This is a genomic window from Rhizobium sp. P1_E1 (genome assembly GCF_056406015.1).
In genome coordinates this window covers 51,430-74,097 of the sequence record NZ_JBFUAY010000014.1, presented here as the reverse complement: position 1 = coordinate 74,097, position 22,668 = coordinate 51,430, and the positions used below count along the sequence as shown (strand labels likewise).

Genomic DNA, 22,668 nt, shown 5'->3' with positions numbered 1-22,668 from the left:
AGTTGGGGAGGATATTTTATTTGCGATAGCCGAGCGAGGTGAGCTCCTCTTCGGCCTTGGCCGCCATCTGGTCGAGGCCTTCATCGGGACCGATCTTGCCGGTCAGGATGTCGTAGAAGATGGGAGCGGTCGCTTCACGCACCTGAGCGTGGAAGGGGTAGGGAGGAGCGCCGGCGAAGAGCTTGCCCTCGTCCTTCAGCATCGTGTAGAAGCCGCCGAGCTTGACGTCCATTTCCTTCACTTTTGGATCATCGAATGTCGCCGTGTTGGTGATGCGCGGTGCGGCGATGGCCCAATCGGGCTGCACTTCGTTCTGACCGATGAATTCGAGGAAGAGCAGCGACGCTTCCTTGTTCTTGGACGTAACCGGCACGCCGAAGGCGCCGCCATCATAGTAGCCGATATAGCCCTTTCCGGCTTTCGCGTCGTCCAGCACGCCCGGCTCGAGCGGCGGCAGAGCGAATCCGACCTGGCCGACCACCTTCGACTGCGCTGGATCGCTTGCGATCCACGCGGCATTCTCACCGTAGATCAGTCCCTGGGCGACACGGCCGGCGGCGAACGTCGTTGCGGTTTCCGTCCAGGTTGACTGCGTCGATTCCGGAGGAGCGATGTCGCGCAGGTGCAGCCAATACTTCAACGCCGCCTTCGCCTTGTCGCTGTTCATCGCGCCGCCATGTTCGACCGTCGCCGCATAGTTGTTCTTGGCGTCGATGCCCCAATTGTAGACGCCGAAGGTCGGCACGATGGACTCGAAGAATTCATACCACGACGCCGGATGGCCGGTATGTGCCTGGGCGGTCGTGCCCCAGAGCTCCATGCCATTGTCCTTGCCGTACTTCGTGAAGAAGTCGGCGATCTCGGTGTATTCCGCGTGTGTGGTCGCCGGCTTCAAGTCCTTGCCGGTTTCCTTCTTGAAGGCTTCCTTGATCTTCGGATCGTCGAAGAGGTCCTTGCGATAGAGATACGTCTTCAGGAAGGCTTCCATCGGAACGCCGAACAGATCGCCGCTCGTGTCCTTGAAGTAGTTGGCAAAGCTGGTGAAGTTCGCATCGTCGTAGGTCGGCGCCTTCAGATCCGGCTGGTCTTTCAGCGTCTTCGTGATGTCGACGAGGAAATTCCTGGCCAGATAGGAATAGATGATGTCCTGCTCGATGTAGACCATGTCATAGATGCCGGTCTTGGCTTCCATGTCCTTGATGGCCTTGTCGTACATCTGATCCCAGGATGTCGTCTCGATGTCGACCTTGATGCCGGTCTTCTTTTCGAATTCCGGAGCGAGCACGTTCCTGATGTAGTTCGATGGCGGGGTGCTTTCGGTGACGCCGTGCAGTGTCACGCCCTTGAATTTGGCTCCAGCGTCGGACCAGAAGTCAGCCCAGGCCGGCGAAGCGGCAGTAGCGAGGCTGAGCGTCAGCGCAAGCGCGCTAGCCTTCAAAGCATAGTTCATTTTCAATCCTCCCAAAGTGCAGCGAGATCATTTCGCCGGTCTTTTGTGTAGGCCAAAAAAACTTCCAGCGCAACATTTGTTGTCTAAACATGCAAATCATGGATCTATCCCATTGATTTTCGCAGAAACTAATTTCCGGCAGACGGTAGAATACAATGGTGAGAAACGTAAAATATTGCATTGCAAGGTAATTTTGCAAAGCAGCAAAAAAATTCCAGACAAAATTATTTGTTGTCTTACCAAACTAAATGGCATAGCACTGTGCGCAGCCAAGGGCATTTTTTGGAGGAAAAGGCTATGCGTCGATTGGGTATCCATTCATTTGTATGGACAGGCGGCCAAACGCAGGAAGGGCTGGAGATGGCCCTCAACAAGACGGCCGAACACGGATATCGCACCATCGAATTTGCCTATCTGCGCCCCGAGAAATTCAACCTCGATCGACTGGCAAAGCTTGCGCAGTCGCTTGACGTCGAGATTGGCGTGACGATGGGCCTGCCGCTCGACAAGGACGTATCGAGCGAGGACATGTCTGCGGTATCCGCTGGCAAGCAGACACTGGCCGACGCCGTTCGTGCGGTCCGTGATATCGGCGGCAACAAGCTCGGCGGGATTCTTTATTCCGCGCACACCAAGTACAATCGCCAGCCGACGAAGAAGGGCTGGGACAACAGCGTCGCTGCGATCGCCGCGACCGGCGAAGTCGCCAGGCAGGCGAACGTCGACCTCGTGCTGGAGGTTGTCAACCGGTTCGAGACGAACCTGCTGAATACGGCGGCGCAGGGGTTGAAGTTCATCGCCGAGACCGGATCGGAGCATGTCCGTCTCCACCTCGACACGTTCCATATGAACATCGAGGAAGCCAATCCGGCCGCCGCGATCCGTCTGGCCGGCGACAAGATCGGCTACTTCCACATCGGCGAGAGCAATCGCGGCTATCTCGGCGATGGCGTCATCAACTTCGATCTGATCTTCGACGCCCTGCTCGACATCGACTACAAGCGCGACATCGTGTTCGAGAGCTTCTCGACGACGGTTGTCGACGAAGGCCTGTCACTCGCCTGCGCGATCTGGCGCGACACCTGGGAGGATAATGATCCGCTTGCCGCGCACGCGAAGCGCTACATCGAGCTGAAATATGACGAGGCCAAGCGTCGCCGCGCCACAAACGCGCGGCCCTAATTATCCTTCTGACAGCCTGTTCCAGTCGTGTAAGGGTTGGGCCGACTGAAGGGAATTGAAATATGAACGACACCGTCTCCATCGGAAGTTCGCCACGCAGGATCCGACAGAACAATATCGTCGCCGCCTTGCAGACGATCTACGCCCACCGAAGCCTCAGCCGGGCCGACCTCGCCCGGAAGCTCGGGATGAATCGCTCATCCTCGGGAGAGATCGTCGCCGAACTGACGGAAGGCGGGTTCGTTCAGGAGTCGGACGAGAGCGGCAAGCAGCGCCTGGAGCATTCCCGGGCAGGTCGTCCGGGCATCATGCTCGAACTGGTCCCCGATGCCGCATTCTTCGTCGGAATCGAGATTGGCGTCGAGCATATATCGGCTGCAGTTGTCGATCTCTCCGCCGACGTCCGGGCATGCCGGAAAATAGCGTTCGACACACCATCTTCGACGGTGGAGGAGGCCGTGTCGCAGGGCGTCGAGCTGATTGTCGGCGCGATGGCGAAAGGGATGATCGGACGGTGCAAGGGTCTGGGCATTTCGGCGCCGGCCCACATTCGGCCGGACGGAATTGTCACGCTTGCCCCCATCATCGGCTGGCGAGACGTGTCGTTGAAGGAGATCGGGCGGTCCGCCTTCCCGGCCGCCGTCCCGATCGCGGTCGAAAACGACGCCAATGCGTTTGCGATCGGTGACAGCTATCGTCACGGTGCCGCAGGTGTGACCCTCTTCCTGCTGATGGAAACGGGCGTCGGCGGCGGCATCATGATCGATGGCAAGCTGTTCCGGGGCGGTCACGGTCTGGCGGGAGAGATCGGCCACACTCTGGTGCCGGGAAGCGGCGGGCAGAAGTTTGAACAGCTGATCGGTCGCGAGGTGCTCATCCGGCAGTATCGCGAGGCTGTTGGCCGTAAGCACGCGGATCTGCAGGAATTCCTCGGCGGCGTTCGTGACCGTGTCCCGGCTGCGGTCAATATCGCCGAAACCTGGTCGCGCCATCTCGCATATGCATTGCTGCAGGCCTGTCGTCTGCTCGACCCCGACAGGATCGTGCTGGGTGGCTCCGTGGCGTCTCTCTACCCGATGGTCGCCGCCCGCGTGGCGGTCCACATGTCGGAGGGCCAGAATATACCTTTCCCCACGCCTGAGATCGTCGTGGACGATGATGCGGAGTTCGGTTCCGCCTTCGGAGCGGCATGCATGTTGCACCAGCGCTTTCTGTCATTGGAGAGCGAGGAGTTCGGCAGCGAGGATGGCGCGCCGGTCCAATCGGCGACGAGTTGACGACAAGAACGATCGAAAGCAGGATTGCAAATGACTTCAGTACTGGCTCCGGACCAGCTTGGTCCCACGGTTTGCGTAGGGGAGATCCTCGTCGAGATCGTCGCCACGACGGTGGGAGACGGTTTTCTCGAAGCCCAGCCGCTCGTCGGTCCGTTCGCGAGCGGGGCGCCGGCGATCTTCATCTCGCAGTGCGGCCGCCTGGGCGGCAAGGCCGCCATGGTCGGCGCCGTCGGCAATGACGATTTCGGTCGTGTCAATACCGATCGCCTCAAACGTGACGGCGTCGATGTTTCGACGATCTCGATCGATCCGGACTATCCCACAGGAAGCGCGTTTGTTCGCTACCGCAAGGATGGCTCCCGGGATTTCGTCTACAACATCGCCACATCAGCAGCTGCGCGCTTCGGCTGGTCTCAAACGGTCGCCGATCTCATCAATCGGAGCGGCCATCTTCACGTGATGGGTTCGGCGCTGTCTGTCCCCAGTGCGCGCGCGGTGATCGACAAGGCGGTCGACATCGTCAAGGCACGCGGGGGAACGCTCTCGGTGGATCCGAACATTCGCAAGGAATTGAAGCTGGACGCGGACACCGAGCGCCGGTTTTCCATGCTCGTCGCCGCCGCCGATCTGCTTCTGCCGTCCGGAGAGGAACTTGAGCGTGCCGCAGGTGTCGAAGGCGAGGCAGAAGCGATCCGCCGCTTGTTCGAGATTGGCGTCAAGGAGGTCGTGCTGAAGCGCGGAGCCGAAGGCGCGACCTATTTCGGCAGGCAGGGAGACCGCATCGACGCGCCGGCATTTGTCGTTCAGGAGGTCGACCCCACGGGCGCCGGCGATTGCTTCGGCGGTGCCTATCTCACCTGCCGGCGGCTCGGAATGTCTCAGAAGGAAGCGCTTACCTATGCCTCGGCCGCTGGCGCCCGCAACGTGACGGTCCTCGGTCCGATGGAAGGTGCCGGCACTCAGCAAGAACTCGATGCGTTTATCGCTTCAACGGAAAGGCGCCCGTGATGCAGGTGCATCTCAACGAACTGGCCAAGCTGAGGAGCGAAGGCCACCCGAGAGGTGTGACCTCCGTCTGCTCCGCCCATCCGATCGTGCTTCGAGCAGCACTCCGACACGGGCGGCAACACGAGAGCACCGTCCTGATCGAAGCGACCTGCAATCAGGTCAATCACCTCGGCGGCTACACCGGAATGACGCCAAGCGACTTCGCGTCCCTCGTGATGAAGATCGCGGCGGAGGAGGGGTGCCCCGAAAAACTTATCGTTCTCGGCGGCGATCACCTCGGCCCCAATCCTTGGCGCGACCGCCCGGCGGAAGAGGCCATGGCCGAGGCCGAGAAGATGGTTGCCGCCTATGTCGACGCCGGATTCCGCAAGATTCACCTCGATGCTTCGATGGGCTGCAAGGACGAGCCGGTGGCGCTCGACGACGAAACCACGGCCCATCGTGCCGCCCGGCTTGCGGCGGTCGCCGAGGCGTCGGCGAAGAAGAGCGGCGGCGCAATGCCGGTTTACGTCATCGGCACCGAAGTGCCGCCGCCTGGCGGGGCCGATCATGCCCTCACATCAATCGAACCGACGGCCGCCGCAGCGGCGCTGAAGACGATCGAAGTCCACCGCCGGATCTTTGCGGAGGCAGGAATCGGGCAAGCGTTTGGACGGGCCATCGGGCTGGTCGTTCAGCCGGGCGTCGAGTTCGGCAATCACAATGTCATCCTTTATGATCGCAGCAAGATAGACGCGCTGAAATCGGTGCTGACCGACGAGCCGCAATTCGTCTTCGAGGCTCACTCGACGGATTATCAGGGGACAAGGCCGTTGACCGCGCTGGTGGAGGACGGGTTTCCCATTCTCAAGGTCGGTCCCGAGCTGACCTTCGTCCTGCGCGAGGCGCTCTATGCGCTGGATGCGATCGCGTCGGACCTCTTGCCCGATTATGGCCAGCGTCCGCTCTATGCGGCGATGGAAGCGCTGATGCTCGATCAGCCCGGCAATTGGAGCCGCCACTACCACGGGACGAACGCCGAAATGCGCTGGCTGCGGCACTATTCGCTGTCTGACCGCATCCGCTATTATTGGGCGTCAGCTGAAGCACAAGAGGCCGTCCGGCGGCTATGCGAGGCCCTTCGAGGGCAAACCGTATCGCTGCCATTGCTTTGGCAGCATATGCCGGCCGCGCAGGGTTTCGCAGATGCGCCGCTCGATCCGGAACAGGTTTTGATCTGGAAAGTGACGAAGAGTCTCTCGGACTATCACGCCGCCTGCGGCGTCGGAAAGAATTGACAATCAGGATCAAGCAGGAGGAGAAATCGATGACGGAATTGAATGGGAAGATCGCGGCGGTCACGGGCGCAGCATCCGGAATAGGACTCGCTTCGACGGAGGCAATGCTCGCCGCTGGCGCGACGGTCGTGCTGGTGGACCGCGATGAGAAGGCCCTTGAGAGAGTTTGCGACCGGCTTGGCGAGCGCGCTATTCCGCTCAAGATCAACTTGCTGGATCCGGGCGAGTGTGCGGGATTACTCGAGGGCATTCTGTCCAAGACCGGCAAACTCGACATCCTGCATGCCAATGCAGGCACCTATATCGGCGGTGACCTGGTGGAAACCGACCTCGATACCATCGATCGGATGCTCAATCTCAACGTCAACGTCGTCATCAAGAACGTTCGAAACGTCATTCCGCACATGATCGAACGTGGCACGGGCGACATTGTCGTCACCAGCTCGGTCGCCGGACATTCAGCGATTCCATGGGAACCGGTCTATTCGTCATCGAAGTGGGCGATGACGTGCTTCGTCCAGACGATGCGACGCCAGCTTCTGAAAAGCGGCATTCGTGTGGGGTCGGTTTCTCCGGGGCCGGTGATCAGCGCTTTGCTTGCGGATTGGCCGGAGGAAAACCTTCGCAAGGCCAAGGAGGCCGGCGCTCTGATCGAGCCCAAGGAAGTCGCCGACGCGATCATCTTCATGCTGACCCGTCCGCGCAACGTCACCATCCGTGATATCGTGGTGCTTCCAAGCGCCTTTGACATCTGAAGGAGCCGAACATGAGTTACCAGCAGAAATTTCGCCTCGACGGCGAACGGGCGGTGGTCACGGGCGGAGGGCGCGCGATCGGGCTGTGCTGCAGCGAGGCGCTGGCGGAGGCGGGCGCCGCCGTCGTCGTTATCGAACGCAACGAGGCCGACGCTGAGCAAGCGCTTGCGCTGCGCGACAAGGGGTACGAGGTCGAAGTCCGGGTCGGCGACGTCACCGACGCGGCCCGAATGGATGCGATCGCAACCGAGCTTGCCGATGGCGGCCGGCCGGCAACGATCCTCGTGAACAATGCCGGAATAGGCCAGAGTGGCATCCCGGCGGAAGAGCTCACCGACGCGGATTGGCTGCGCATGATGGACGTCAATCTCAACGGCGTATTCTGGTGCTCGCGCGCCTTCGGTCGTCCCATGATTTCGATGAAGCGCGGCGCCATCGTGAATCTCGGCTCGATGTCGGGTCACATCTGCAACCGGCCTCAGCCTCAGACGGCCTATAACGTCTCCAAGGCAGCAGTCCATCACCTCACGCGTTCGTTGGCCGCCGAGTGGGCGCAGCACGGCGTCAGGGTCAATGCTGTCGCGCCCACCTATATCGAGACGCCGATGGTGGTGGCCGTCGAAGCCAATCGCGAGCGTATTCCGCTCTGGCTCGCCGACACGCCGATGGGCAGGATGGGAACGCCGGAAGAGGTTGCAAGCGCAGTCCTCTTCCTCGCGTCGGGCGCTGCCAGCCTGATGACCGGGGCAATCGTCAACGTCGATGCAGGCTTCACCTGCTGGTAGTCCTTGCGGGAGGCGTGCGCCTCGTCTGCACCGGAAAGAGGCGGTGATCGGCCGCCTCGGAGACGCAAGTCCGCCAATGGGCAACTTGCCGCAGCAAGCAGCAATCTGAAAGTGGATAGTCTTCAGCTGTCGGGCGAGACGCGTTTTCCCCGTGCGGCCTTCCGGTAGACGGATGGAGTCTTGCCGACATGGCGAAGAAACGCGCGATTGAAGTTCGACAAGTTGGTGTAGCCGACTTCATAGCAGATGTCGGTCACGGTCTCATCGGACTCCGACAGCAATTTGCAGGCCCTGCCTATGCGCAAACTCACCACGTAATCCGTAAAGCTGCGTCCGGTGTTCTTGATGAAAAATCGGCTGAAGGTGTTTGTCGACATGTTGACTACGGATGCGACGTCGGGGAGCTGAATTTTCTCAGTAAAGTGGCCGTGGATATGGAGAATTGCCCGCTGCATGGTGTTCAGCGTCGCCGCGTCGACATTCGGCGAGAAGTCGGGCGATGACAAAAGTTCGTATTCGCGGGAATCTGCCAGCAGTTCCAGAACGCGAAGGAAACGGATCAACCTTTCCAACCCACCAACTGCTCCAATGCGTTCGAGCAGAAGAGTCGCACGTCGAGCTGTAGTCCCCGAAAATCGCAATCCACGCTGTGCGACCGTCAGAAGCGTGTCCAGGCGCTTCATCTCCGGCAGATACCTGCTTGCCTCTCGAATTTTGTCCGGATGAAATTGAACGACAAGATCCCGTTCCGGGATCCTGTCGCCTTTGCCAATATGCGAGACCCAATCATGTGGCAGATTGCTGCCGACGACTGTTAGGTCGCCGGGACCGAAATTGCCGATATAATCACCAACATACGCCGTGCCGGACGATTTGCGGATAAGGTGAATCTCAAATTCCGGATGAAAATTCCAGAGCGAATTTGCCCAGGGATAGTCGTCGATCCGCCAGAGGAAGGTATCATCTTCAGCGGTCAGAACGTGCTCAAATTTCGGCGCCAGCCGCGATGTTCCGTTGCGGGCAACCGACGGCTTGGTCAAGCTGGTCGAGGCGCTCATTCCACTTGTTCCATCAACGGATAAACCGGGTTGAGGATAGCGGTTAGCTCATCCAGTTACCACCATCGACGTTGTAGGTCTGTGCGACGATGTAATCGGCTTCTTTCGAGGCGAGGAAGATTGCCATTCCGGTCAGGTCTTCCGCCGTCCCCATGCGGCCGAAGGGAACAGCTTCACCGACCAGCCGCTTTTTCTCGCCAAGCGGGCGGTTTTCGTATTGTGCGAATTTCGCATCCACGCCGTCCCAATGTTCGCCGTCGACGACGCCGGGTGCAATGGCGTTGACGTTGATTCCGTGCTTGATCAAGTCGAGCCCGGCTGACTGAGTGAGTGAAATGACGGCAGCCTTCGTTGCGCAATAGACGGCGACCAGAGCCTCTCCGCGTCGTCCCGCCTGGCTCGCCATGTTGATGATCTTGCCGCCCTTTCCGCGCGCGATCATCGATTTCGCCGCTGCCTGCAGGGTGAAGAGCGTGCCGGAGACGTTGATGGCAAAAAGTGTGTCGAAGCTCTCGCGGGTAATCCCGACGATCGGCGCAAGATCGAAAAGCGCGGCATTGTTGACGAGTATGTCGATGCCGCCGGTCTTGGCATCGACAGCGGCAATCGCATGGTCGATGGAGGCCTGATCGGTAACGTCAATCTTCAGTGCATAGGCGGATGCGCCAAGTTCGCTGGCCGTATGCTCGGCGCGCTCGAAATTGATGTCGGCGATTGCGACGGTGGCGCCCTCGCGGATGTAAGCCTCTGCGAACGTTCGGCCGATGCCACGCGCCGAACCGGTAATCAAAGCTGATTTTCCTTCAAGCCGTTTCATTACTTTGCCACTCCCTTTTCGTTGAATCTATGGATCCGCGCCGGATCGGGCGTTAGATAAACCGTCTCCCCGGCGCGGATGCCCGTCTCACCCAAGACCCGCACCGTCAGCAGGCCCGCCACCTCGGTGCGAACATGGATGAAGGTATCAGAGCCGAGATGTTCGGTGACGCTCGCCTCACCCTTCCACAGGCCTTCGGCCGTGGAAATGGTCAGATGTTCGGGCCGGACGCCGATGGTATGTGCATTSAGCGCGGCGGCGTGTTGGCCTGTGATGAAGTTCATCTTSGGCGATCCGATGAAGCCGGCGACGAAGAGGTTGCGGGGGCGGCTRTAGAGTTCGAGCGGCGAGCCGACCTGCTCGATATTGCCCCTGTTCAAGACGACGATCTTGTCGGCCATGGTCATCGCCTCGACCTGGTCGTGGGTGACATAGACCATCGTCGTCTTCAGCTGCTGATGCAACTCGCTGATTTCGAGGCGCATGTTGACGCGTAGCGCCGCATCGAGGTTCGACAGCGGTTCGTCGAACAGGAAGGCCGAAGGCTGGCGCACGATGGCGCGACCGATCGCCACGCGCTGGCGCTGGCCGCCGGACAGCTGACGCGGCTTGCGTTCGAGATAATCGGTGAGGTTCAGCACCCGGGCGGCATCGCTCACCTTGCGGTCGATCTCCGCCTTGTCGACGCCGGCCATCTTCAGCGGGAAGGCGATGTTGTTGCGCACGCTCATATGCGGATAAAGCGCATAGGACTGGAACACCATGGCCAGGCCGCGCTCAGACGGCGCCTTTTCGGTGGCGTCCCTGCCGTCGATAACGATCTTGCCGCCGGAGACGTCCTCGAGCCCGGCGATCAACCGGAGCAGCGTGGACTTGCCGCAGCCCGACGGGCCGACGAAGACGACGAACTCGCCGTCCTTGATGTCGAGATCGATCGAAGGGATGACCTTGGCTTCGCCGAAGACCTTGGAAACCTTCTGAAGGGTAATGCTGCCCATGTTTCTCTCCCTTTTATGTTATTTCACAGCGCCGAAGGTCAGGCCGCGGACGAGTTGTTTCTGGCTGAACCAGCCAAGGATCAGGATCGGCGCGATCGCCATCGTCGATGCCGCCGACAGCTTGGCGTAAAACAGGCCCTCGGGGCTGGAATAGGAAGCGATGAAGGCCGTCAGCGGCGCCGCCTTCGAGGCGGTGAGGTTGAGCGTCCAGAACGCCTCGTTCCAGGCAAGGATGATGTTCAAAAGCAGCGTCGAGGCAATGCCGGGCACCGCCATCGGCGTCAGCACGTAGACGATCTCCTTCATCAGCGACGCCCCATCCATGCGGGCCGCCTCGAGGATCTCGCCGGGGATTTCCTTGAAGTAGGTATAGAGCATCCAGACGATGATCGGCAGGTTGATGAGCGTCAGCACGATGACGAGGCCGGTGCGCGTGTCGAGCAGGCCCGAATTGCGAAACAGCAGGTAGATCGGGATCAGCGCGCCCACAGGTGGCATCATCTTGGTCGACAGCATCCACATCAGCACGTCCTTGGTCCGCTTGGTCGGCGAAAACGCCATCGCCCAGGCGGCGGGAATAGCGATGATCAGGCCGATCAGCGTCGAGCCGAAGGAGATGATCACCGAGTTCATGAAGTGGCTGAGATAGTTCGACCGGCTCTGAACCTCGGCGTAGTTTTCCGTCGTCCAGTGGAAGAACAGGAATTGCGGCGGCGAGGCGATGGCGTCGGCTTCCGACTTGAAGCTGGTCAGAAACGTCCAGAGAATCGGGAAGAAGATCAGGATGCCGAGCGTCCAGGCGATCGCGGTGACGATCAGCTTGCGCTGCGTTGTGACTTTTCTGGCCATCTCAAGCCTCCAGATTCTTGCCGACGAGGCGCACGAGGAAGATCGCGACGATATTGGCGAGGATAACAGCCACGATACCGCCGGCCGATGCCCCGCCGATATCGAACTGCAGCAGCGCCTGGGCATAGACGAGATAGGTAAGGTTGGTGCTGTCGGTGCCCGGCCCGCCATTGGTGGTGACGAGGATTTCGGCAAAGACCGAAAGCAGGAAGATCGTCTGGATCAGGATCACCACGGTGATGGCACGCGCCATATGCGGCAGGATGATGTAGATGAACTTCGAGATCGGCCCGGCGCCGTCCATTTCGGAGGCTTCCTTCTGCTCCTCGTCGAGCGACTGCAGCGCGGTCAGCATGATGAGGGTAGCAAAGGGCAGCCACTGCCAGGCGACGATCAAAATGACGGAAAACAGCGGCGCGTTCGCCAGCCAGTCGATCGGCTGCAGGCCGAGCGCCTTGGCAAGATGGGCAAACAGGCCGTTGACCGGGTTCATGAACATGTTCTTCCAGACCAGTGCTGCCACCGTCGGCATGACGAAGAACGGCGCGATCACCAGAATGCGCACGATACCCTGGCCATACATCGGCTGGTCGAGCAGCAGCGCAAAGGCGATGCCGCCGATGACGGTGATCAGCAACACACCGGCGACGAGCAGCAGCGTATTGATCAGCGCCGCAAAAAAGGCCGGGTCGGACAGGAAGTATTCGTAGTTCAGAAAGCCGACGAAGCTCTCCATGCCGGGGCTGAGCAGATTGTAGTTCAGCAGCGAGAAATAGATCGTCATCACAAGCGGGACGATCATCCACGCAAACAGCAGCAGCACGGAGGGCGCAATCATCAGGCGCGCGGCGGAGCGGGTATGTAACGTTGCCATGGCAATCACCGATCTGGACTGAAGCGGGGAGCGGCCGCAAGGCAGCTTTGTTTGAAAAAAGAGGCCGCCGATGCAGTTCGGGCAATCGGCGACCCAGAGGGGCGGATTGTCAAGGATCCGCCTCTTGCTCAGGAGGTTTTATTTAATGTAGCCGGCYTTGGTCATTTCGCGGGTTGCCAGCTGCTGKGCGCTCTGCAGGGCCTGGTCGACCGAAAGCTGGCCGGCAAGAGCTGCGGAGAACTGCTGGCCCACTGCCGTGCCGATGCCCTGGAATTCCGGGATCGCCACGAACTGGACGCCGACATAGGGGACCGGCTTGACGGTCGGCTTGCTCGGATCGGCCGAGTTGATCGAGTCGAGCGTCATCTTGGCGAACGAAGCCGCCTTCTGGTAGTCCGCATTCGCATAGAGCGATTTGCGGGTGCCCGGAGGTGCGTTCAGCCAACCTTCCTTCTCGGCGACGAGGTTGCTGTATTCCTTGCTSGTTGCCCAGGCGACGAACTTCTCAGCAGCTTCKGCCTTCTGGGTMCCTGCCGGGATGGCCAGGCTCCAGGCCCAGAGCCAGTTGCCGCGCTTGCCGAGGCCCTTGTCCGGGGCGAGCGCGAAGCCGACCTTGTCGGCGACCTGCGACTGCTTCGGATCGGCGACGAAGGAAGCGGCAACCGTTGCGTCGATCCACATGCCGCACTTGCCGGTCTGGAACAGCGCCAGGTTCTCGTTGAAGCCGTTGGAGGAGGCGCCCGGAGGGCCGGCATCCTTCATCAGCTTGACGTAGAAGTCGAGCGTGTCCTTCCATTCCGGCTGATCGAACTGCGGCTTCCACTTCTCGTCAAACCAGCGGGCGCCGAAGGAGTTGGACATGGCCGTCAGGAAGGCCATGTTCTCGCCCCAGCCGGCCTTGCCGCGCAGGCAGATGCCGTAGATTTCCTTGTCCTTGTTGGTGATCTTGCGGGCAGCGTCGGCGACGAAGTCCCAGGTCGGCGCGTCGGGCATCTTCAGGCCGGCAGCGTCGAACAGGTCCTTGCGGTACATGACCATCGAGCTTTCACCATAGAACGGCGCAGCATAGAGCTTGCCGTCTACAGTCAGGCCGCTGCGGATTGCCGGCAGCAGGTCGTCGACGTCGTAATTGGCGCCGAGATTGTCGAGCGGCAGCAACCAGTCCTGTTTCGCCCAGATCGGAACTTCATAGGTGCCGATCGTCAGAACGTCGTACTGGCCGCCCTTGGTCGCGATGTCGGTCGTGACCTTCTGGCGCAGCACGTTTTCCTCGAGGGTTACCCATTCAAGGTCGATGCCGGGATTCTTCGCCTTGAAATCATCCGTCAGCTTCTGCATCCGGATCATGTCGCCGTTGTTCACGGTCGCGATCGTCAGCGTTTCGGCCAGAACGGTGGAGCTGAGTGCTACGGAAATAAAGGCGCCGAGCGCGCCTGCCAAATAATGTCTCATGGATCCTCCCAAGACAACTCACCCCGAAACGTCAGCCATTCCTCCAAAGGTGAGCGTGGGATGCAATTTAAATGGCCAGTGGGAGCAAACTAGCGCTTGAGGAGCCAAAAACCGATACTCTTATGCAAATCTCCGACCGTAAACGATTCTGATCTCCTGCAATTGTATCAGCGCGGCCCCGCCTGACTCAGGGCCGCGACGGCCTGCATGGCTGATGAGGCGAATTCAACGCGCCAAATGGACAATTCAGCGAATGTGGAAACGTTACCACATTTTCTTGACTCGCAATTCTCCTGCGTTTATTCGAATGTGGAAACGTTGCCATATTTGGGAGAGAGCCTGATGAAGTCCGCGCGGTTGAACCGACTTTTCGGCGTGTCTGGAAATTGTTTTGACGTTGCTATCGATCACGGCATGTTCAATGAACGGACTTTCCTTGCCGGCATCGAGAACATGAAGACTGCCATCGAGGTGATCGCGGAAGCGGCGCCGGATGCCATTCAGCTGCCGCCGGGGACGGCACCCCTTCTGCAGGCTATTCCCGGCAAGCATCGTCCGGCATTGGTGCTGCGCACCGACATCGCCAACATCTATGGCAATCCCCTGCCGTCTAAGCTGTTTTCCGAGATGATCGACAGGGCGGTGGAGCAGGGCGTTGCGTTGGATGCCGCCTGTGTCRTCGTTAATCTTTTGATGCTGCCGGACCAGCCGGAGGTCTACCGCGCCTGTGTGCGCAATGTGAACAGCCTGAAGCGTGAATGCGAGATCTACGGCATGCCGCTGATGGTCGAGCCGCTCGTCATGCAGGACAATTCCAAGGGCGCCTACATGGTCGATGGCGCGATCGACAAGATCCTGCCGCTTGTGCGCCAGGCGGCCGAACTCGGCGCTGATATCATCAAGGCCGACCCCTGCGACAATGTCGAGGAATATCACCGCGTGGTCGAGATCGCTCAGGGCCTGCCGGTGCTCGTGCGCGGCGGCGGCCGCGTTTCGGATCAGGAAATCCTGATCCGCACCAAGCAGTTGATGGAGCAGGGCGCTCGTGGCATCGTCTATGGCCGCAACGTCATTCAACACAACAATCCCGGCGGCATGACGCGAGCCTTGATGGCGATCGTCCATGACAAGGCTTCCGTCGAGCAAGCCTCGCTGCATATTGGCTGACGCGTCTGGGGAGGAGATGTCATGACGAAAATATTCCGCTTCGGCGTCATCGGCTGCGGTCTGATGGGGCGCGAATTCGCGAGTGCTGCGGCGCGCTGGCTGCATCTGGCCGATGTGAAGGCGCGACCGGAAATCGTCGCCGTCTGTGATACCAATGCGACGCTGCTCGACTGGTTCAGGGACAATGTGCCGACGGTTCGGCAGTTCACTGCCGACTATAAGGAGCTTCTGGCCAATCCCGAGGTCGATGCGGTCTATTGCGCCGTCCCGCATGTGCTGCACCAGCAATTCTACATCGACGTCCTGAAGGCCGGAAAGCATCTTCTCGGCGAAAAGCCCTTCGGCATGGACGCCGCTCAGAACCGGGAAATCATGGCGGTTCTGGCCGAGCATCCCGAACTCCTGGTTCGCTGCTCGTCGGAAATGCCTTTCTTCCCCGGCGCACAGAAGGTCATCGCGCTCGCAAAAAGCGGCGAGATGGGGGATATAATCGAAGTCGAGGCGGGTTTCCTGCACTCTTCGGATATCGACCGGCAGAAGCCGATCAACTGGAAGCGTATGGCCGAGATCAATGGCGACTATGGCTGCATGGGTGATCTCGGCATGCATGTGCTGCACGTGCCGCTGCGTCTCGGCTGGCGCCCGACGACCCTGCATGCGCAACTGGTCAAGAAGGTTACCGAACGTCCCGACGGCAAGGGCGGCATGCTGCCCTGCACCACCTGGGACAATGCCACGATCAGCAGCCGCGTACGCACCGGGGATCAGGATTTCCCGATGGTGCTGAAAACCTGGCGCATCGCGCCCGGCGAATCCAACACCTGGTACATCAGGGTTCTTGGCATGAAGAAAAGCGCATTCTTCAGCACGAAGTCGCCGCGCCAGTGGCAGTGGATGGATTATAATGGCGGAGCGCAGGCCTGGAGCACCGAGGATCTCGGCTATGGCTCGCTGTTTCCGGCCATCACAGGCAAGATCTTTGAATTCGGTTTTGCCGACGCCATACAGCAGATGTGGGCGGCCTTCGTCGATGAGCTTGCCGGCGGGGATGCGAACGGTTTCGGCTGTGCGACGCCGGCGGAGGCGCAGGCGCATCATGCGGTCCTGACGGCAGCCCTCAAATCCGGTCGCGAGGACGTCGTGGTACCGGTCGCGTATGACGGGGTGTCCGTTTGATGCAGCGCTCCGCGATCAACGCCGCGTTGCTGCGGGCAACCGAGACCCTCGAGCGCTGGCATTGGTCCCTGCCGGCATGGGGATATTGGACGGCGGCGGATTTTGCCTCTCATCCGGAGGCATCGGCCTATTTGCGCGCCCATCAGCTGGGTTGGGATGTCACCGATTTCGGCTCGAACCGGTTTGCCGAATGCGGCCTCGTGCTGTTTTGCCTGCGCAATGGCATCGTTGATGTCGAGGGGGAGCGGACCTATGCCGAAAAGCTGCTCTTCGTTGGGGAAGGGCAGGTTACGCCGACGCACCGCCATGCGGCGAAGATGGAAGACATCATCAATCGCGCCGGCGGCGATCTCGTCATCGAATTCGCCGCAACCGACGCCGATGGCAATGTGCTGACGGAGGATGTGACGGTTCCGGTCGACGGGCTGCCGCACCGGCTCGCGGCATGGCAGCCGCTGATTCTTGAGCCTGGCCAAAGCGTGGCGATCCGCACCGGGCTTTACCACCGCTTTTACGGCAGGAAAGGGGGCGGACCTGTCCTTGTCGGCGAGGTCAGCCAGGTCAACGACGACAACAACGACAATGTCTTTCTGGAACCGATCGGGCGCTTTGCCGCGATCGAGGAAGACGAGCCGCCGCTGAGACCGCTCTGGAACGAAGGAGGCAGTTGATGCGGGGCGGGGAGGAGGTTTGCGATCGCGATAGCCAGAAGCACGGCGGCATCGTCTGCGCGGGAAACTTCATTGTCGATCGCGTCCACACCCTGTCCTATTGGCCAGAACAGGGCAATCTCGCGCATATCCTGCACCAGGATCTGGGCGTGGGCGGCGGGGCGGCCAATGTCGTTACCGATCTGGCCTCGCTCGGATTTCCCGGAAAGCTGGCGGCGGCGGGATGCATCGGCGCTGATCAGGATGGGGAGATCGTCAAGGCCCGCCTTACACTTGCCGGCGTCGATGTCGGTGGGTTGACCGCGCTTGCCGACCGGGTGACGGCGCATACGCATGTCATGAATGTGCCCGGCCAGAACCGCACCTTCTTCTATCATGGCGGCGCCAACGATGCCGTGACGGATGAGCTCGTCTCACCAGCCGCCTTCGCCAAGGCCGGCTATCGGCTGTTCTATCTCGGTTATCTCATGCTGTTGCCGGGTCTCGACCGCATCGGCCCTGACGGTCGTTCGGGAGCGTCGCGCCTGCTGGAAGCCGCACGCCGCGCGGGGCTGACGACCTGCGTGGATTTCGTATCGAGCGAAGACCCGGAATTTGCCGCCAAGGTCGGCGTCGCCCTGCCCTTCTGCGATTTCCTGATCATCAACGAGATGGAGGCGGGTCGGGCAACCGGCGTCATCGTTCGCGATGCGAAGGGAGATTTGATCGAGGCGGGACTTTTGGAAGCGGGCGAGCGCCTGCTTGCGGCAGGCGTCACCAAAGGCGCGATTATCCATGCACCGGAAATCTGCTTCTGGTTTGCATCAGGCGCCTCCCCGATCATGACGCGTTCACGACCCGTCGATCCCGATGACATCGTCAGTACGGTCGGCGCAGGAGACGCCTTCTGTGCCGCCGTGCTCTACGGCCTGCATGAGAACTGGCCGGTCGAGCATATCTGCGCCGTCGCCCATGCGGCGGCTGCGCATTGCCTCGCGGGTGCGACGGCCACCGACGGCATCCCCGACATGTCTGTGCTCCTTCGGGAGGCGCAGGAGGCGAGCCCGCAATCCGCATAGCCCATTGGCGTCGTCTCAGGAGAGGGCGGCGCCGATCACCATCCAGTCAGAATGGAGGAGCAGACATGAAGCTATTCACGATGGCAGCCGCGCACGGCACCCTTGCCGGCGCAGGTCCGAGCGGGGAGGCAGTGCGATGACCTATACGGAAACGGCGCGGCTCTCGGGCAAGGTGGCATTGGTCACAGGGGGAGCGAGCGGTATCGGCAAAGCAGTATGCGAACGCTTCGCCGCCGAAGGCGCCAGGGTTGTCGTGGCGGATCTCGACGGTGAACGATGCGCACGGGTGGCGGAAGCGATCGGTCCGCATGCCTGGGGTGTGGCGCTTGACGTGACCAGCCAGGACAGCATCGAAGAATCTGCACGCTTCGCCATCGCCACTGCCGGCAAGATCGATATCCTGGTCAATGCCGCAGGCATTTACGAGGTCGAGTCCATTCTGGAAATATCCCGGGAGCGCACCGCTAGGGTATTTCAGGTCAATATCGAAGGCGTGATTTTCATGACACAGGCCGTTGCCCGGCACATGGTGGAGAGGGGGGAAGGTGGACGCATCATCAACTTCTCGTCCCAGGCGGGGCGTCGGGGCGAAGGACCTGCTGTGGCTTACTGCGCATCCAAGGCGGCGGTCATCAGCATCACGCAAAGCTGCGCTCTGGAGCTGATCCGTTACGGGATCAATGTCAACGCCATCGCTCCCGGCGTCGTCGATACGCCGATGTGGGACGTCGTCGATGCAAAACTCGGCAGCCGGGAAGCTTTGAAACCCGGTGACGTCAAGCGCCGCGTGGCCGCCGCCGTTCCCGCCGGACGATTTGGCGCTCCCCAAGAACAAGCTGCCATGGCCGCCTTCCTGGCCGGGCCTGATGCAGCATACATCGTGGCGCAGTGCTACAATGTCGACGGCGGCAATGTCATGAGCTGAGCGTTTGAGCCGCGTCGCGGGTGCATCATCCTGCAAGGCGGCTTCATCAGCACGATCGGCAATCGAACTTGAGGTCTGGAGGAGTGGAATGAAGGCTGTACGCTTGGAGTCGATCGGGTCTTTGACCATGCGCAACGTTGAGAAACCGGTTGCCGGGCCAGGCGAACTGCTTGTCAGGGTGGCAGCAGCCGGCATCTGCGGTTCCGATCGCCACATGTACAAGGGCGAATATCCGACAGCGATCCCCGTCACGCTGGGCCACGAATTCTGCGGCATCGTGGAAGAGATCGGCGATGGTGTGACACGGTTTAGCGGTGGGGAGCTCGTGACGGTCGACCCCAATATCGCCTGCGGCATCTGTCCGGCTTGCACGCAGGCGCGGCCGAACCTGTGCGAGAGCCTGACTGCCATCGGCGTGACACGGGATGGCGGCTTTGCGGAATATGTGGCGGTGCCGCACGCGCAGGCCTTCAGGCTGCCGGCCGACCTCGATCCCGTTCACGGCGCCTTCAGTGAACCGCTGGCCTGCTGCATCCACGCCATCGATAAGGCAAGGATCCGTCCGGGCGACAGCGTCGCGATCCTCGGCGGGGGCGTGATCGGTCTGCTGATGGTGCAATTGGCCCGCCTGGCGGGGGCGAGCGAGATCATTTTGATCACGCGCCAGCAATCGCGACGCCAAACCGCTCTGCGCCTGGGGGCGACGCACGCCTTCGACCCGGCCTCCTCGGACACGATCGCTTCCGTGCGAGAGGTTACCAAAGGCGGCACAGACGTGGTCATCGAGTGCGCCGGCGTGCCCGACACGCTTCAAAGCGGTCTGAGGATGGCGCGGCGCGGTGGCACATTCGTGCTTTTCGGGGTCACGCCGGCAGGTGTCGAGGTGCCGGTTCTGCCCTTCGATCTGCTGGTGAACGAAGTCGATATCAGGYCGGCCTACCTCAATCCTTTCACCCATTCGCGCGCTGCTGCAATGGTAGCAAACGGGGCATTGGAGCTGGACGCGCTGGTCACCAAAACCATCGGTCTCGAGGAGGTCGCCGACGTGGTGGGCAACGCGCCATTACCGGGCGAGATCAAGGTCATCGTCCGACCCTAGCTCACGTCGCTCATCTCCGATCGACACTGCCGCTCAGTTGCGGACGGGGCCGGTGGAATCACGCTCGATCAGCGTGACCGGCACTTTTACGACCGCGCCTTGAGATTCGTCCCCTGTTTGGTGCTCCTCGATCAGCGCTTCCAGCAGCCGTGCTGCCTGCCGCCCGACATCGCGGATCGGCTGCGCGACCGTTGTCAGCCGCGGAAAGACATAGGCTGCCTCCGGCAGGTCGTCGAAGCCGACGACCGAATAGTCGTTCGGAACGGAAAATCCGCGATCCTGAATGGCGTGGATTGCGGCAATCGCCGAAACGTCGGTTGTGCCGATGATCGCGGTGACCTCAGGTCGAGACGCCAGCAATTCTCGCGCCAGCCGGTAGGTTTCCGCAAAGCTGTGCTCTTCCGCCATCGCCACGATGGCAGGTGCGATGCCATCCTTGGCCATTTCCGCCGTGATGCCCTGAAGGCGAAGCTGGATAGGTTGGCTGTGTGCCGGCGCGCCGACGATGGCGATCGCCCGGTGGCCGAGGTCGATCAGATGGCGCGCCATCAGCCGTCCACCTTCCGCGTGATCGGCCATGACAGCGTCGTCGGCGATGCCGTTCAGCTCGCGGTCAATGGCGATGATCGGAATACGGGCGTCCCTGAGCACCCCGAAATGCTCGATACTGCCGAAGGCGCTCGCCACGATGACGCCATCGACGCGCTGGGCGAGCAGCATGGAGATATAGCGCACCTCGTGGTCCAAGTTTTCCGCCGTGCTGCAGATCAGCGTCTGATAGCCGTGCTGGAACAATTCCTGTTCGATGGCATGGGCCAGGATGCCGAAGAAAGGCACTTCAATCGACGGCAGCATCAGTCCGATCATCCGGCTTGGTGCACCCCGCAGCATACGTGCACCCTTGCTGGGTGTGTAGTTCAGTGATCGGATTGCCGCCTCGACCCGGTCCCTGAGCTCAGGCGAGGCATAACCGCTGTTGTTGAGAACACGCGAGACCGAAGAGACTGACGTTCCTGCAAGCTTAGCAATATGTCTGATGCTGGTCGTCACGTGCTCGCATTTCTTTCTCTACGGCGCCGCGCGTCTTTTCAGACGCGCATAGCACGCTAGCACAGGAGCGGTCGAACATTCATCAGGCGGGCTGCTGAAGTTCACCTCCATTTGTCATTCCACTAGATCACTCGCGGGACGTCGCATCAAGCGCGCCGCTGTTCGAAGACCTTTCTGTCGGTGCAAAACCGCAAGCCTGGCGCTATACAAGTCAAAATAAAATCACATAAAACCACATTTATAAAGATTGGTTTGTGTTTGCGGTCTGATATTGTCGCTTTGGCGGGCGTCCGAGCCATTTTTTGAGAGAAGCAAAATGATCAATTGCCTCGTAGTCGATTTGGGCGCTGGGAGCGGGCGGGCGATGCTGGGCCGCTTCGACGGACAAAAGATCGATCTTTCGGAGGTTCGCCGGTTCTCCGGGATGGAGATGCGCCTCGATGATGGACCCCACTGGGACCTCAATCGTTTGCTTGAGGAAATCAAGAAAGGCTTGCAGCTGGCACTCGAGCGTTGCGCGAAGATCGATTCCATCGGCGTGGATAGTTGGGGGGTAGATTATGCTTTCGTTGACGCCACCGGACAGCTGCAGGCCGCGCCTCACCACTACCGGCATCCCCGTTCCCAACGAGGCTATGACGCCTTTCCCACGACACCCAGCGAAATGTTCGAACGGACCGGTTCGCAGGTTCTCCCAATCAACACGGTCTATCAGCTTTTCAGCGCAGGCAAGGAAGATCCATCGGTGATTGCCACCAGCCAGCGCGTGCTGATGATCGCCGATGCCGTCAATTATCACCTGACAGGGGCAGTCGGCGGCGACCTTACGCTTGCGCGCACCTCCGGCCTTCTCTCGTTGGACGGAAAATGGGATCGTTCCATTTGCAGCAGCGCCGGCATCCCCCTCGGCCTGCTTCCACCGTTAACGCAGCCGGGCACGGTCCTTGGCCGGCTTCGGGAAGAGCTCCAATTGGAACTTCAACTACACAACCGAATTCCCGTGATCTCGGTCGCGGCCCACGACACTGCAAGCGCAGTATGCGGACTTCCACTACGCACGCAGGAAGCCTTCCTGATCTGTGGTTCATGGTCAATCATCGGCCGCGAGGTGCGTCACGCGATTACTTCGGAGGACGCCCGGTTAACCGGTTTCGGGAACGAAGGTGGCATTGAAGGTCGTCAGCTTTTCTTACGAAGTTTGAATGGGTTACATCTGCTGCAAAAGCTTCGTTCGCACTGGTCGGCGCGCGTAGGGCAGGAGATCAGCTTCGCTCAAATGTCAGACCTTGCGACGATTGCCTCCGCACGGGGGATGTCAGCCTCGATCAATCCGTCGGATCCAGCTTTCTTCGATCCGCCCGACATTGTGGCCGCTTTGACGCGCGCCCGCCCCGAACTCGCTGGATGCACCAATGACGACCTCGGCACTCTCGCACTTGCCGTTTACCGCGGGTTGACTGGAGACGTTGCAGAAAGTCTTTTGGCGCTCGAACGGCAGACGCATGAGCCTGTGGCCCGCCTTCGGATCTGTGGTGGCGGGGGCCAGGACGCTCTTTTGTGCCAAATGATAGCAAACCGCACCAGCCGTATTGTCACCGTCGGACCAATCGAAGCAAGCGCTTGGGGAAATATCGCGATGCAGCTGATTGGCCTTGGTTTGATCGAAAACCTTGCAGCGGCTCGCATCGTGATTGAAAAGTCGGCCGATATCCTGAATTACTACCCTCAGAAATAACAATG

At 60.5% G+C, this 22,668-nt stretch carries 21 protein-coding genes; 13 read left to right on the top strand and 8 right to left on the bottom strand.

Annotation, left to right across the window (positions count from 1 at the left end):
* Positions 1 to 16: 16 nt before the first annotated feature.
* Positions 17 to 1,450 (bottom strand): extracellular solute-binding protein, encoded by a 1,434-nt coding sequence (locus tag AC1D1Z_RS08440; RefSeq protein ID WP_131647509.1) that lies wholly within the window; start codon positions 1,448 to 1,450, stop codon positions 17 to 19.
* A 297-nt stretch (positions 1,451 to 1,747) separates the two neighbouring features.
* Between AC1D1Z_RS08440 and AC1D1Z_RS08435 the strand changes: the two genes are divergently transcribed.
* From AC1D1Z_RS08435 to AC1D1Z_RS08410, 6 genes are all read left to right on the top strand, one after another.
* Positions 1,748 to 2,632, top strand: a complete 885-nt coding sequence (locus AC1D1Z_RS08435; RefSeq protein WP_018244744.1) for a sugar phosphate isomerase/epimerase family protein — start codon at positions 1,748 to 1,750, stop codon at positions 2,630 to 2,632.
* Between the two features lie 62 nt (positions 2,633 to 2,694).
* On the top strand, positions 2,695 to 3,909 hold the full coding sequence (locus AC1D1Z_RS08430) for an ROK family transcriptional regulator (protein ID WP_018244745.1): 1,215 nt from the start codon (positions 2,695 to 2,697) through the stop codon (positions 3,907 to 3,909).
* A 30-nt stretch (positions 3,910 to 3,939) separates the two neighbouring features.
* Complete coding sequence (locus AC1D1Z_RS08425; protein WP_130759237.1) at positions 3,940 to 4,917, top strand: tagatose kinase; 978 nt, start codon at positions 3,940 to 3,942, stop codon at positions 4,915 to 4,917.
* Positions 4,917 to 6,194: a D-tagatose-bisphosphate aldolase, class II, non-catalytic subunit gene (locus tag AC1D1Z_RS08420; protein ID WP_130759707.1), complete on the top strand. Its 1,278-nt coding sequence runs from the start codon at positions 4,917 to 4,919 to the stop codon at positions 6,192 to 6,194. The genes AC1D1Z_RS08425 and AC1D1Z_RS08420 overlap by 1 nt, the downstream gene beginning before the upstream one ends.
* Before the next feature lie 29 nt (positions 6,195 to 6,223).
* On the top strand, positions 6,224 to 6,949 hold the full coding sequence (locus tag AC1D1Z_RS08415; RefSeq protein ID WP_018244748.1) for an SDR family oxidoreductase: 726 nt from the start codon (positions 6,224 to 6,226) through the stop codon (positions 6,947 to 6,949).
* An 11-nt stretch (positions 6,950 to 6,960) separates the two neighbouring features.
* Complete coding sequence (locus AC1D1Z_RS08410) at positions 6,961 to 7,734, top strand: SDR family NAD(P)-dependent oxidoreductase (protein ID WP_018447071.1); 774 nt, start codon at positions 6,961 to 6,963, stop codon at positions 7,732 to 7,734.
* A gap of 122 nt (positions 7,735 to 7,856) precedes the next feature.
* Here AC1D1Z_RS08410 and AC1D1Z_RS08405 read toward each other — a convergent pair whose 3' ends face one another.
* From AC1D1Z_RS08405 to AC1D1Z_RS08380, 6 genes are all read right to left on the bottom strand, one after another.
* The gene (locus AC1D1Z_RS08405) at positions 7,857 to 8,792 is read right to left on the bottom strand and encodes an AraC family transcriptional regulator (protein ID WP_047623239.1); all 936 of its coding nucleotides are present in this window, start codon (positions 8,790 to 8,792) and stop codon (positions 7,857 to 7,859) included.
* A 43-nt stretch (positions 8,793 to 8,835) separates the two neighbouring features.
* Entirely contained in the window at positions 8,836 to 9,609 is a 774-nt protein-coding gene (locus tag AC1D1Z_RS08400) for an L-iditol 2-dehydrogenase (RefSeq protein WP_130728850.1), read from the bottom strand.
* Positions 9,609 to 10,607, bottom strand: a complete 999-nt coding sequence (locus AC1D1Z_RS08395) for an ABC transporter ATP-binding protein (protein WP_130728851.1) — start codon at positions 10,605 to 10,607, stop codon at positions 9,609 to 9,611. The genes AC1D1Z_RS08400 and AC1D1Z_RS08395 overlap by 1 nt, the downstream gene beginning before the upstream one ends.
* A gap of 18 nt (positions 10,608 to 10,625) precedes the next feature.
* The gene (locus tag AC1D1Z_RS08390; protein ID WP_018072683.1) at positions 10,626 to 11,456 is read right to left on the bottom strand and encodes a carbohydrate ABC transporter permease; all 831 of its coding nucleotides are present in this window, start codon (positions 11,454 to 11,456) and stop codon (positions 10,626 to 10,628) included.
* Between the two features lies 1 nt (position 11,457).
* Entirely contained in the window at positions 11,458 to 12,330 is an 873-nt protein-coding gene (locus AC1D1Z_RS08385; RefSeq protein WP_018243661.1) for a carbohydrate ABC transporter permease, read from the bottom strand.
* A gap of 138 nt (positions 12,331 to 12,468) precedes the next feature.
* Complete coding sequence (locus tag AC1D1Z_RS08380) at positions 12,469 to 13,782, bottom strand: ABC transporter substrate-binding protein (RefSeq protein WP_130748754.1); 1,314 nt, start codon at positions 13,780 to 13,782, stop codon at positions 12,469 to 12,471.
* Between the two features lie 342 nt (positions 13,783 to 14,124).
* Here AC1D1Z_RS08380 and AC1D1Z_RS08375 point away from each other — a divergent pair, with 342 nt between their 5' ends.
* The 6 genes from AC1D1Z_RS08375 to AC1D1Z_RS08350 all read left to right on the top strand — a co-directional run bounded on the left by AC1D1Z_RS08375 (position 14,125) and on the right by AC1D1Z_RS08350 (position 19,878).
* Positions 14,125 to 14,949 (top strand): class I fructose-bisphosphate aldolase, encoded by an 825-nt coding sequence (locus AC1D1Z_RS08375; RefSeq protein ID WP_477850136.1) that lies wholly within the window; start codon positions 14,125 to 14,127, stop codon positions 14,947 to 14,949.
* 21 nt (positions 14,950 to 14,970) lie between these two features.
* Positions 14,971 to 16,125 carry a Gfo/Idh/MocA family protein gene (locus tag AC1D1Z_RS08370; RefSeq protein ID WP_130728854.1) on the top strand — a complete coding sequence of 385 codons (1,155 nt, stop codon included), beginning with the start codon at positions 14,971 to 14,973 and terminating at the stop codon, positions 16,123 to 16,125.
* On the top strand, positions 16,125 to 16,796 hold the full coding sequence (locus AC1D1Z_RS08365) for a D-lyxose/D-mannose family sugar isomerase (protein ID WP_130759238.1): 672 nt from the start codon (positions 16,125 to 16,127) through the stop codon (positions 16,794 to 16,796). The genes AC1D1Z_RS08370 and AC1D1Z_RS08365 overlap by 1 nt, the downstream gene beginning before the upstream one ends.
* Entirely contained in the window at positions 16,796 to 17,854 is a 1,059-nt protein-coding gene (locus tag AC1D1Z_RS08360) for a carbohydrate kinase family protein (protein WP_130759239.1), read from the top strand. The genes AC1D1Z_RS08365 and AC1D1Z_RS08360 overlap by 1 nt, the downstream gene beginning before the upstream one ends.
* Before the next feature lie 136 nt (positions 17,855 to 17,990).
* The gene (locus AC1D1Z_RS08355; protein WP_130759240.1) at positions 17,991 to 18,779 is read left to right on the top strand and encodes an L-iditol 2-dehydrogenase; all 789 of its coding nucleotides are present in this window, start codon (positions 17,991 to 17,993) and stop codon (positions 18,777 to 18,779) included.
* 88 nt (positions 18,780 to 18,867) lie between these two features.
* A complete protein-coding gene (locus tag AC1D1Z_RS08350) occupies positions 18,868 to 19,878 on the top strand; it encodes a zinc-dependent alcohol dehydrogenase family protein (protein ID WP_477850132.1) in 1,011 nt (336 codons plus the stop codon).
* Between the two features lie 33 nt (positions 19,879 to 19,911).
* On the opposite strand, the gene AC1D1Z_RS08345 is transcribed toward AC1D1Z_RS08350, so the two are convergent.
* Complete coding sequence (locus AC1D1Z_RS08345; RefSeq protein ID WP_028734063.1) at positions 19,912 to 20,928, bottom strand: LacI family DNA-binding transcriptional regulator; 1,017 nt, start codon at positions 20,926 to 20,928, stop codon at positions 19,912 to 19,914.
* 316 nt (positions 20,929 to 21,244) lie between these two features.
* On the opposite strand from AC1D1Z_RS08345, the gene AC1D1Z_RS08340 reads away from it, so the two are divergent.
* A complete protein-coding gene (locus AC1D1Z_RS08340) occupies positions 21,245 to 22,663 on the top strand; it encodes a rhamnulokinase (RefSeq protein WP_477850130.1) in 1,419 nt (472 codons plus the stop codon).
* Positions 22,664 to 22,668 lie beyond the last annotated feature (5 nt).

Bases quoted from the DNA above. Each gene is read 5' to 3' on its own strand.
- AC1D1Z_RS08365 (WP_130759238.1), top strand. From the start codon at position 16,125: ATGCAGCGCTCCGCGATCAACGCCGCGTTGCTGCGGGCAACCGAGACC.
- AC1D1Z_RS08385 (WP_018243661.1), bottom strand. From the start codon at position 12,330: ATGGCAACGTTACATACCCGCTCCGCCGCGCGCCTGATGATTGCGCCC.
- AC1D1Z_RS08400 (WP_130728850.1), bottom strand. From the start codon at position 9,609: ATGAAACGGCTTGAAGGAAAATCAGCTTTGATTACCGGTTCGGCGCGT.
- AC1D1Z_RS08420 (WP_130759707.1), top strand. From the start codon at position 4,917: ATGCAGGTGCATCTCAACGAACTGGCCAAGCTGAGGAGCGAAGGCCAC.
- AC1D1Z_RS08405 (WP_047623239.1), bottom strand. From the start codon at position 8,792: ATGAGCGCCTCGACCAGCTTGACCAAGCCGTCGGTTGCCCGCAACGGA.
- AC1D1Z_RS08355 (WP_130759240.1), top strand. From the start codon at position 17,991: ATGACCTATACGGAAACGGCGCGGCTCTCGGGCAAGGTGGCATTGGTC.
- AC1D1Z_RS08390 (WP_018072683.1), bottom strand. From the start codon at position 11,456: ATGGCCAGAAAAGTCACAACGCAGCGCAAGCTGATCGTCACCGCGATC.
- AC1D1Z_RS08415 (WP_018244748.1), top strand. From the start codon at position 6,224: ATGACGGAATTGAATGGGAAGATCGCGGCGGTCACGGGCGCAGCATCC.
- AC1D1Z_RS08340 (WP_477850130.1), top strand. From the start codon at position 21,245: ATGATCAATTGCCTCGTAGTCGATTTGGGCGCTGGGAGCGGGCGGGCG.
- AC1D1Z_RS08430 (WP_018244745.1), top strand. From the start codon at position 2,695: ATGAACGACACCGTCTCCATCGGAAGTTCGCCACGCAGGATCCGACAG.
- AC1D1Z_RS08360 (WP_130759239.1), top strand. From the start codon at position 16,796: ATGCGGGGCGGGGAGGAGGTTTGCGATCGCGATAGCCAGAAGCACGGC.
- AC1D1Z_RS08425 (WP_130759237.1), top strand. From the start codon at position 3,940: ATGACTTCAGTACTGGCTCCGGACCAGCTTGGTCCCACGGTTTGCGTA.
- AC1D1Z_RS08435 (WP_018244744.1), top strand. From the start codon at position 1,748: ATGCGTCGATTGGGTATCCATTCATTTGTATGGACAGGCGGCCAAACG.
- AC1D1Z_RS08440 (WP_131647509.1), bottom strand. From the start codon at position 1,450: ATGAACTATGCTTTGAAGGCTAGCGCGCTTGCGCTGACGCTCAGCCTC.
- AC1D1Z_RS08370 (WP_130728854.1), top strand. From the start codon at position 14,971: ATGACGAAAATATTCCGCTTCGGCGTCATCGGCTGCGGTCTGATGGGG.
- AC1D1Z_RS08410 (WP_018447071.1), top strand. From the start codon at position 6,961: ATGAGTTACCAGCAGAAATTTCGCCTCGACGGCGAACGGGCGGTGGTC.